The organism is Flavobacterium sp. YO12, assembly GCF_004119495.1.
Lineage (GTDB): Bacteria > Bacteroidota > Bacteroidia > Flavobacteriales > Flavobacteriaceae > Flavobacterium.
Genome location: NZ_NRQU01000003.1, coordinates 84,529 through 94,655, shown reverse-complemented (window position 1 = coordinate 94,655; position 10,127 = coordinate 84,529). Strand labels below are relative to the sequence as shown.

Annotated in this window: 9 protein-coding genes; 6 read left to right on the top strand and 3 right to left on the bottom strand. The window is 33.3% G+C overall.

The window, feature by feature from the left end:
* The first annotated feature begins 2 nt into the window (after positions 1-2).
* The 6 genes from BOW55_RS01785 to BOW55_RS01760 all read left to right on the top strand — a co-directional run bounded on the left by BOW55_RS01785 (position 3) and on the right by BOW55_RS01760 (position 6,723).
* Positions 3-977 carry a type IX secretion system membrane protein PorP/SprF gene (locus tag BOW55_RS01785; RefSeq protein WP_241686443.1) on the top strand — a complete coding sequence of 325 codons (975 nt, stop codon included), beginning with the start codon at positions 3-5 and terminating at the stop codon, positions 975-977.
* A 166-nt stretch (positions 978-1,143) separates the two neighbouring features.
* Positions 1,144-2,331, top strand: a complete 1,188-nt coding sequence (pgk, locus tag BOW55_RS01780) for a phosphoglycerate kinase (protein WP_129022711.1) — start codon at positions 1,144-1,146, stop codon at positions 2,329-2,331.
* Between the two features lie 110 nt (positions 2,332-2,441).
* Positions 2,442-4,280 carry a LysM peptidoglycan-binding domain-containing protein gene (locus BOW55_RS01775; protein ID WP_129022710.1) on the top strand — a complete coding sequence of 613 codons (1,839 nt, stop codon included), beginning with the start codon at positions 2,442-2,444 and terminating at the stop codon, positions 4,278-4,280.
* A gap of 46 nt (positions 4,281-4,326) precedes the next feature.
* A complete protein-coding gene (locus BOW55_RS01770) occupies positions 4,327-5,295 on the top strand; it encodes a DUF4837 family protein (protein WP_129022709.1) in 969 nt (322 codons plus the stop codon).
* A gap of 186 nt (positions 5,296-5,481) precedes the next feature.
* On the top strand, positions 5,482-6,123 hold the full coding sequence (locus BOW55_RS01765; protein ID WP_129022708.1) for a DUF1579 domain-containing protein: 642 nt from the start codon (positions 5,482-5,484) through the stop codon (positions 6,121-6,123).
* Between the two features lie 153 nt (positions 6,124-6,276).
* Positions 6,277-6,723, top strand: coding sequence for a GNAT family N-acetyltransferase (locus tag BOW55_RS01760; RefSeq protein ID WP_129022707.1), 447 nt, complete (start codon positions 6,277-6,279; stop codon positions 6,721-6,723).
* Between the two features lie 126 nt (positions 6,724-6,849).
* Here the strand turns inward: BOW55_RS01760 and BOW55_RS01755 are convergent, their stop codons facing one another.
* From BOW55_RS01755 to BOW55_RS01745, 3 genes are read right to left on the bottom strand one after another with little or no spacing between them, the layout of a single operon-like run.
* Positions 6,850-7,653 (bottom strand): OmpA family protein, encoded by an 804-nt coding sequence (locus tag BOW55_RS01755; protein WP_129022706.1) that lies wholly within the window; start codon positions 7,651-7,653, stop codon positions 6,850-6,852.
* Positions 7,654-7,656: 3 nt separating this feature from the next.
* Positions 7,657-9,294 (bottom strand): S41 family peptidase, encoded by a 1,638-nt coding sequence (locus BOW55_RS01750; RefSeq protein ID WP_129022705.1) that lies wholly within the window; start codon positions 9,292-9,294, stop codon positions 7,657-7,659.
* On the bottom strand, positions 9,218-10,126 hold the full coding sequence (locus BOW55_RS01745) for a DUF4349 domain-containing protein (protein ID WP_129022704.1): 909 nt from the start codon (positions 10,124-10,126) through the stop codon (positions 9,218-9,220). The genes BOW55_RS01750 and BOW55_RS01745 overlap by 77 nt, the downstream gene beginning before the upstream one ends.
* Position 10,127: the final 1 nt, after the last annotated feature.

Here is a 10,127-nt window from a genome sequence, read left to right as displayed (position 1 = left end):
CAATGAAAAAGTTTATTTTATCCTTAGTACTCATGGCTGTAACAACAAGTTACAGCCAAGAGTTAAACCTACCAGTATTTACCCAGTATTTGGCAGATAACCCTTTTGTAATTTCACCAGCATTTGCAGGTATTGGTGATAATCTTAGAATTCGTGCCAACGGCCTTACACAATGGGTTGGGATTAAAGATGCACCAGATAATCAATCGCTGTATGCCGATTTTAGAATTCTAGACCGTTCAGGAGTTGGTTTAAATGTTTACAATGATAAAAATGGATATACCAGACAAACAGGAGCAAAAGTTTCATTTGCTCACCATTTGATTCTTGATTATTATTCCAAACAATATTTATCTTTTGGACTTTCATACAACTTCAATACATTTAGAATTGATATTGATGAATTTAACAATACAATAGAACGTCCAATTTTGGATCCAGCCGTTACAGATAACCGTTATACAACAAATAGCAACTTCGATGTTAGTGCGCTATATCGTAACAAAGGATTTTATGTAAGTTTTAATGCCAATAACGTCTTAAAAAAGAACACAGATAAATATCGTGGTGTAGAGCCTAGTTTGCTTTCAAATTATCAAGTGTATACAGGCTTTGTCTTTAACGACGGCGAAAATAGACGTATAGAATACGAACCATCAATTTACTATCAGTATTTTGCCAGCGATAAGCGTTCAACAACCGATTTCAACTTTAAGTACAGACGTTATAACCGTTACGAAGATTATTATTGGATTGGAGTTTCATATCGTTTCTTAAACGATCAATTTCCAAAACCATTGTCAGTAGGACCAATGGTAGGTTTCATGAAATCAAAATTCTATTTTGGATACTCGTATCAAGTAATGTTCAATGATTTAGGAAATTACAATACTGGTACACATTCAATTACAATTGGTTTTGATTTCTTCTCATCAATCAGTAACTGTCCTTGTACACAAAGTCCAGTGCACGATTAATAAGAACCACCGTAAAAATTTTAGTATTTAAAACATTTTTTGTTTTATTTCATAATTTACATCGTTTTCGTTGTTAATCACTAGTTATTTTTGTTTTTTTCGAATTTAATACAACTGTAAAAGTTCTATATTTGTTTTTCTTTCAAAAAAACTAAAAAATTATAAAATGAAAACTTTAAACGATTTCGATTTTAAAAATAAAAAGGCAATTATCCGTGTTGATTTTAATGTGCCATTAGACGAGAATTTTAATGTAACAGATACGACACGTATTGATGCTGCAAAACCAACAATTGATGCTATTTTAGCACAAGGCGGAAGCGTAATTTTAATGTCGCACTTAGGAAGACCAAAAGGAGCAGAAGAAAAATATTCGTTAAAACATATTTTAAAAACAGCTTCTCAAATTTTAGGAGTTGAGGTTAAGTTTGCTGAAAACTGTATTGGAGAACCAGCACAAACAGCAGCTAAAAATTTAAAACCAGGAGAAGTTTTATTACTTGAAAATTTACGTTTTCATGCTGAAGAAGAAGCTGGTGATGTTGCTTTTGCAAAAGAATTAGCATCGCTTGGAGATATTTATGTAAATGATGCATTTGGTACAGCACACAGAGCGCACGCTTCAACAACAATTATTGCACAGTTTTTTCCAAACGAAAAATGTTTTGGAACATTATTAGCAAAAGAAATTGAAAGCTTAAATAAAGTACTTAAAAACAGCGAAAAACCAGTAATAGCAGTTTTAGGAGGTTCAAAAGTTTCTTCTAAAATTACCGTTATCGAAAATATTCTTGACAAAGTAGATCACATGATTATTGGTGGTGGAATGACTTTTACTTTCGTTAAAGCACAAGGTGGAAAAATTGGTGAGTCAATCTGCGAAGATGACAAACTAGATTTAGCACTTGAAATTTTAAGATTAGCAAAAGAGAAAAATGTACAAGTTCACATTCCAGTTGATGTAGTTGCCGCTGATGATTTTTCAAATACAGCAAATACACAAATTGTAGATGTAACAGCAATTCCTGACGGATGGCAAGGACTTGATGCAGGACCTAAATCTTTAGAAAACTTTAAAAAAGTGATTTTAGAGTCAAAAACTATTTTATGGAATGGTCCATTAGGCGTTTTCGAAATGGAAACATTCTCTAAAGGAACGATTGCTTTAGGTGATTATATTGCCGAAGCAACACAAAATGGAGCATTTTCATTAGTTGGAGGCGGTGATTCAGTTGCAGCCGTAAAACAATTCGGTTTTGAAGACAAAATGAGCTATGTTTCTACTGGTGGCGGGGCAATGCTTGAAATGTTAGAAGGAAGAACTTTACCTGGAATCGCTGCGATTTTAGACTAAAATATCACATTTAACATTTTTTTGCATAGTTTTCTTCGTTAAACCATTTATTTTTGCAAAAACGAGGTCTTATAATTATTTGAATTATAAGGGTTTAAAAAAGATGTTATATGATTGTAAAAAAAATCTCACTAGCGGTATCTGTCCTTTTTTCGATGTCGATGTTTGCGCAGGAAACTGCAAAAACCGAATTAGAACTTAAGCCAGTAGTTAAGTTATCATATCTAGACTCAATAAAAAGCACTTTCAAAAAAGATGACATGGCAACTCGTGTTGACAGTCTTTGGATGAATGAGTTAGTAAGCTTAGATATTTATGACGATTTAACAAAAGATATTCAAACCATTAACTCAGATGTTACAGTAGATGAAGAACTGCCAACAGAACTTCTAAAACAACGTCTGCAGGCAATGAATGAAAAATCACCATTTGATATTCAATACAATCAAGGTTTAGAAAATATAATAAAGTCATTTCTTAAGAATCGTAAAAAATCGTTTTCTCGATTAATGGCTTTATCTGAATATTACTTTCCAATTTTTGAGGAAACGTTTGCCAAAGAAAAAATTCCTTTGGAAATTAAATATTTAGCCGTTGTAGAATCTGCTTTAAACCCTAAAGCAGTTTCTAAAATGGGCGCCACCGGACTTTGGCAGTTTATGTACGGAACCGGAAAACAATACGCTTTAAAAATCGATTCTTATGTTGATGAACGAAGCGATGCTCTTAAAGCTACAGCCGCAGCTTCAGATTACATGACCAGAATGTTTAACGTTTTTAACGATTGGGAACTAGTTTTAGCTTCATACAACTCAGGACCAGGAAACGTAACAAAAGCAATTCGTCGTTCAGGCGGTAAAACAAACTATTGGGACATTCGTAATAACCTTCCAAAAGAAACTCAAGGATACGTTCCAGCATTTTACGCTACAATGTATCTTTTCGAATACCATAAAGAGCACGGAATTAATCCAGAAAGAGCAGTTGTTAAAAATTTTGAAACAGACACAGTTGCAATAAAAAACCAAATGTCTTTCAAACAGATTGCAGATTTACTCGATATGCCGCAATCGCAGATTCAGCTCCTAAACCCTTCTTATAAATTAAATGTAGTGCCTTATTATCAAGGAGAACAGCATTTCCTTCGTTTACCAAAGGATAAAATTGCCACCTTCGTTTCAAATGAAGATAAAATATATGCCTACGTTAAGTACCAATCTGGATTTAAAACAATGTCGACACAATTAGCAATGAAAGTGGCGCCAAAAGTAAAACCAGCAGTAACTAGAGAAGCCGTAGCATCATCAAAAGATATTCAGTTTTATAAAGTTAGAAAAGGAGACAACTTAGGCGCAATCGCAGATAAGTATAATGTTAATATTTCTGATTTAAAAAAATGGAATAATCTTAAATCCAATGCAGTTGTATTTGGAAGAACATTAAAAATCAGATCAGAAGCAGAAACAGTTTCTAAAAATATAAAAGAGCCTAAAACCCCGGCAATTATCGAAAGAAATCACGAAGAAGCTATTGCCGCTGCTGACGACAAAGATAAAAATGAGGTGCAAACTCAAGAGTACACCGTTGCAGCTGGAGATAATTTAGGAAGCATTGCTAAAAAATTCGGTACGACTATTGCGGACTTAAAAGAACTGAATAATTTAAATTCAAATACAATTGCTTTAGGAAAAACATTAGTAGTTTCTAAAACAGTTTCTGAAATCGAAGAACCGGCATCAACTGCAATAGCACTTAATTCTGTTGATTCTTTTAAGAAAAAAGCACCATCTGCAAAAAGTTTGAGCGAGGATTATTACGTAAAAAAAGGAGATTCTTTATACAGTATTTCTAAAAAATATCCAGGAGTAACAATCTCGGATATTAAAAAATGGAATGGTATTAAAGATGAAGACATTAAACCCGGAATGAAACTTAAAATAAACGGATAATAAAAAATCTTATTTAAATTTGGGTTTTATTTCATAAATTGAAAAAATGAATAAAACCCATTTTTTATTGCTGTTAATCCCATTTTTACTGTTGTCTTGCTTAAAGACAGATAAGCAGTCAGAACCAGTTTCAGGGAAAACAAATACTATTTCTATCATTATCGACGACCAATTGTGGTACGGAGAAGTTGGCGATACCATTAGAAACAAATTTGCCTCGCCAGTTTTGGGTCTAACCCAAGAAGAACCCCTATTTACAATAAATCAATACCCTGCAAGACTTCTTGAAGGTTTTGTTACAGACAGCCGCAGTATAATTGTGGTTAAAAAAGCTGCAGTCGATAAATTCGAGATTACTCGCAGCAAAGCCTTGCCCCACAATACATTTCGCATTTACGGAAAATCAGTTGATGATATTATTTGCAGTATCGAATTAAATTCAGCACAAATAATCAAAATGATTCGTGATGCCGAAATCCACAAAATTCAGGAAGACAATAGGAAATCACTATTAAACCCAGCAGTTATAAAAAACAAATTTCATATTGATCTCCAAATTCCAACCGGATATGAATACATGCTGCACAAAAAGAATTTCATTTGGCTTAAAAAAGACATTATAAGCGGCAATACAAGTTTACTTATTTATCAAATACCACTTCACAACTTTAAAACCAAAGGAAATGTTGTTGGTAATATAATCAAAATGAGAGATTCAATTGGTTATTACATAAAAGGGCGTGAACCAAATACACGTATGATTACCGGAGAAGCTTATGCACCTTATTTTTCTAATACAACTTTAGACCAAAAAGAAGCCTTTGAAACAAAAGGAACCTGGGAGCTCAAAAACGATTTCATGGCAGGCCCATTTATCAATTACGCAATCGTCGATCCAGTTTATAATAGAATTTTAGTTATAGAAGGATTCTGTTATTCCCCATCCAATCAAGAACGAGATTTAATGTTAGAACTAGAAGCCATCATAAAATCGGTAAAAATAGATAAACGATAAAAATTTGTTTCAGATTTCAATGTTTCAAGTTTTCTAATCAGAACGTTTTTAATAGTATTCCTTTCGTAAACTTTGTGGTTAAACTGCACAATGTAAAACATGAAACATTGAAACCTTAAACTTAAAACCACGACAGTTAATATATTTCTTACTTTTGTTTTATAACAAACAATAAAACAAAGACTTATGAAAAATTTAACCACAACATTACTACTAGCGGTACTGTGTTTTACCTCTTGTAAAAAAGAAGCAAAAACAGAAGATGCCGAAAAAACAATCAAAGACAGCGTTGCTGTAGAAGAACCAGCTCCAGAACAGCCTTTAGACTCAGCAGCCCAAATGAAAGCTTGGGCAGCTTATGCAACTCCAGGAAACGAGCATAAATTAATGGCCGATGAAGTTGGAACTTGGAATTGCGAAATGACTTTTTGGTCAGAACCAAATGGAAAACCTGAAAAGGCCACTTCGACAGCCAATGTAAAAATGATCCTTGGCGGACGTTATCAAGAAGCTATTTATATCGGAACCATGATGGGACAACCATTTGAAGGCAAAAGCACATTAGCGTACAATAATGCCAGCAAAGAATTTACCAGCACTTTTATCGATAATATGGGAACTGGAATGATGGTAGGATTTGGTAAATATGACGAAAAAACCAAAAGCATAGAATTAAAAGGCGATATGGTAAACCCTATGAATGGTATAAAAACGCCTTACAGAGAGATCTACACAATTGTCGACCCTAAAACCCGAAAAATGGAAATGTTCGACATGAAAAATGGAGAAGAATATAAAAGCATGGAAATTATAATGAAGAAAAAGTAATTTTCTATTTAGATATAGAGAAATAAAGACACAAAGGTTTGTTCTAGGAAATGAAGCTTTGTGTCTTTGTAATTTCTATAAGAAACTTTAGCGCAGCTAAAAAATTATTTAACTTAGCGCCTTCGTGCCTTTGTGGTAAAAAAATAAGGAAGAATGGAATTAAAATGGAAAATAAAGCCTTTTGGGGCACTAAATGTAAACGAGCTATATGATTTGCTCAAATTAAGAAGTGAGATCTTTGTAGTAGAGCAAAACTGTGTTTATTTAGATCTTGACGGCAAAGACAAGAAAGCATTGCACCTAATTGGGGAATACGACAATAAAATTGTTGCCTATGTCCGTTTATTTGATGCAGGAATCACTTTTGATAATGCTTCGATTGGGCGAGTAGTAGTTGATGCCAATTATCGTGATAGAAAATGGGGACACGATTTAATGCGTGAAGCAATTTCTGCCATAAAATTAAACTTCAATACAGAAAAGATTACCATTGGCGCACAATTGTATTTAAAGAAGTTTTACGAAAGCCACGGTTTTGTACAATCAAGCGAAATGTATTTAGAAGACGATATTCCGCATATTGAAATGATTAGAGAATAATAAAAGATATACTTTATTGAAAGTAAAAAACTTGGCGATTTTGTGATTTAATATTGCAAAATCGCCAAGTTTTTTAAGTAGAATTTTTTTAGTTTCTGTTAAGGCAGTAGCTTTTACTTTATTTTATCAAATCCTAGTAATCAAAAACTCAACACGGCGATCATAATTATCTCCCTTTTTTAAAGGAAATTTATTGCCGCAGCCTTTATAAGTCATTCTGTTTTTAGAGACTTTTTTAGAGCTTAAATAATAAAAAACGGTTTTGGCACGATTCCAAGACAAACGTCTTTCCTTTGTATCCTTGTCAATTCCATCACTATATATTTCTGGAGTACAGCAAACGTGACCTCTAATTTCGAACTGTATGTTTTTTTGCTTTTGCAAAAGAACAGCAATTTTGTCTAACTCCTTTTTAGAATTATTAGTAAGTTTTGCACTTCCAAGATCAAAGAGAATATTGTCTAAATAAATCCTGTCACCAACCTTTAATTTGTCTTTAAACGAAGAATAAACGCCTTTGCCAAAACTGTTGCGTTTAACAACAATTAAATCAACCCGCCGATTTCTAGATCTCGTTTCATACAAATTTTCGACCGTATCTGGTCGAAGCACCACACGGCCCTTTCCTTCTAAAACAACAATTTTAGTTTGATTAAATCCAGAAGCAAGCAGCAAGTCTTGAATTGTATTTACCCTGTCATGAGACAATCGAAAATTATAATCATCACTGCCTCGATCATCGCAGTAGCCGTAAATTTGTATAGACTCAACTTTAGAGGTATCTATTGTTTTAATAAAATTCTTTACAACTTCAATCTGCTGGCTGGTAAGATCAAATTTATCGAAATCAAAATAGACCGTTTCGATAGGTTTTTGTTGTGCCGATACATTGTAAATTAAAAACAGAAATAGGGCTCTATAAAGTTTCATTCATTACATTTTTAGAATCGTTTTATATTCGGTTTGATTATTTAATACGTTAACAGCTTTTTTTATTTCCGAATTATTTTTGATGTAAAATTGATACAAACCTTCCTGATATTGGTATCTTTTTATAAGCTCTTCCTGAATTAGATTTTTAATTTCTTTTTGATTTTTATCCAATAAAGTATTTTCGCTTTTCTCCAAAGCCGCTATTAATTGTTGGTATTCAGGAGCAATAGTTTCGTCAATCTTTTCGTTTTTAGCAGCAGCCAAAGTATTTTTAAGAGCAATTTCAGTTTCAGTATCAAAACTAATTTTGTTCGATTTTAAATATTGTTTAAAACTGCTGTAATCTGCATCAGTAATCACAGGGATTTTGTCACCTAAATTTGGATTCTTGTAATAGTACGACGTTGCATAATCAAAAATTCCGTCATTTTTTAAAAGAGCAGTCGTTATCGGACTCATTTTTGTCTCGTCTAATTCAATATCCGGCAAAACTCCGCCGCCGTCATAAACCGTTCTTCCTTTTCTAGTTTTAAAAGCATTAAAATTTTTAGCATCCGTTTTTTGCGCTACACCATTTTTGTCTTTATGAGCATAATCCAAAGCCTGAATACATCTTCCAGAAGGAGTGTAATATCTAGAAATAGTCACCTTTAACTGCGTTCCATAAGTAAGATCTACAGAGCGTTGCACTAAGCCCTTACCAAAACTGCGGCTTCCTAAAATAACCGCACGATCTAAATCCTGCAAAGCTCCAGAAACAATTTCAGAAGCCGAAGCACTGCGTCCGTTTACCAAAATAGCTAAAGGAATTTCAGTATCAACAGGTTCTTTGGTCGTTTTATAAGTATTATTGTGTTTTTCAATTCTCGATTTAGTAGTTACAATAACTTCATTTTTAGGAACAAACAAATTACAAATATCAATAGCTTCATTCAACAAACCTCCAGGATTTCCTCTTAAATCAAGAACAATTTGTGTTGCCCCATCGGCTTTTAACTTCTCCAGCGCCTCTTTAACTTCAGCAGAAGCTTTTCGGCTAAAGTGAGACAGCACTATATAACCCGTTTTGCTGTCAATCTTGCCATAAAAAGGAACCGATTTAATATCAACTTCATCCAAAACCAATTCAGTTGTATACATTTTTCCCTGACGAAGATATTTAACTGCTATTTTGGTGTTTTTTGCCCCTTTTAAAAGCTGCGAAGCATCATCTTTAAAATCAGCAATTAAAACATCACCAATTTGTATAATTTCGTCACCCGCTTTCAATCCCGCTTTATCAGCAGGATAATTTTTATAAGGCTCACGAACAACAAGACGATCTTTTTTACGGGCAATCATAGCACCAATTCCAGTGTATTCCCCAGTATTATTAATTTTAAAATTAACAACATCCTGTTCGTTAAAGTAAACCGTGTAAGGATCTAAACTTCCAAGCATACTTTTAATGGCTTTATCCATCAAATCGCCCGGATTCGTTTCATCTACATAATTAGTGTTAACCGCTTTAAATAGAGTTGTAAAAATTTCTATTTGCTTGGCAATTTCAAAGAAATCATCTTTAAAACTGGTTCCAACAAATAAAAACCCTGCAGCAACAGCTGGTATAATAAATTTCTTTTTGAAATAAGGATACATGATTATTGTTTTTTCTTTTAAATCTTTTTCTAATAAAATAAACCGCCGCACAAACCATCAATACAAATGGCCAAACACTTAACAGCCAAATGAAAAAACTAGACAAGCCAAAAAATCCAGATTTAAATGCCGTCCAGATTTTAGCACCATAAGATGTTTTAACCCCTTCCTGTTCTGCAATTGTTTTGTAAAATTCAATAGTAACAGTGCTTTCCGAAACTCGGCTTTCCAAATATTTTAGTTGACCTTGTTTCGCTTCAATTTCTTCACGAATCGCCGAAATTTGCTTTTCAATTTCTAAAATCTCACTAATTTTAGTTGCTTTTTGTAGAATTTGAAGATAACGCTCTTCCAGTTTTTGTTTCGTTTTTAATCGTGAATTCAGATCAATGTATTGTTCTGTAACATCTTCTGCCGAAATATCTTTGCGTTCAAAATACGAAACACCTTTTGAAACAGAACTCAAAAAAGGGTCAAAATTCTGACTTGGAACTTTTACCGTTAAATTTCTATAAATAGTATTATAATCTTTTCCTTCAGAATCACTTAGAATACTTCCTTTATTAGCTGTAATAGCCGTTTTGATTTGATCGAAAGTTTTTTCTAAATCATTAGTTTCAAATCGAAGCGAAGCTTGTTTGATAATTTTCTGCGGAATTTCGAGCGAAGCCTCGTTTTTATCTTGATCTTTTCTATTAGACTCACTTGCACCTGCGGGCGGTGGCGGAGGCATTTCGATATTACTTACGGCAAGATCTTCATGCTTTGCATCAGCTTTATTGCAGCCAGAAAGAACTAAAAAACAACATGTTAAAAAGAAAATATATCGCATA

Coding starts and splice junctions, on each gene's coding strand:
- BOW55_RS01765 (WP_129022708.1), top strand. CDS start 5,482: ATGAAAAATTTAACCACAACATTACTACTAGCGGTACTGTGTTTTACC.
- pgk (WP_129022711.1), top strand. CDS start 1,144: ATGAAAACTTTAAACGATTTCGATTTTAAAAATAAAAAGGCAATTATC.
- BOW55_RS01775 (WP_129022710.1), top strand. CDS start 2,442: ATGATTGTAAAAAAAATCTCACTAGCGGTATCTGTCCTTTTTTCGATG.
- BOW55_RS01750 (WP_129022705.1), bottom strand. CDS start 9,294: ATGTATCCTTATTTCAAAAAGAAATTTATTATACCAGCTGTTGCTGCA.
- BOW55_RS01785 (WP_241686443.1), top strand. CDS start 3: ATGAAAAAGTTTATTTTATCCTTAGTACTCATGGCTGTAACAACAAGT.
- BOW55_RS01760 (WP_129022707.1), top strand. CDS start 6,277: ATGGAATTAAAATGGAAAATAAAGCCTTTTGGGGCACTAAATGTAAAC.
- BOW55_RS01755 (WP_129022706.1), bottom strand. CDS start 7,653: ATGAAACTTTATAGAGCCCTATTTCTGTTTTTAATTTACAATGTATCG.
- BOW55_RS01745 (WP_129022704.1), bottom strand. CDS start 10,126: ATGCGATATATTTTCTTTTTAACATGTTGTTTTTTAGTTCTTTCTGGC.
- BOW55_RS01770 (WP_129022709.1), top strand. CDS start 4,327: ATGAATAAAACCCATTTTTTATTGCTGTTAATCCCATTTTTACTGTTG.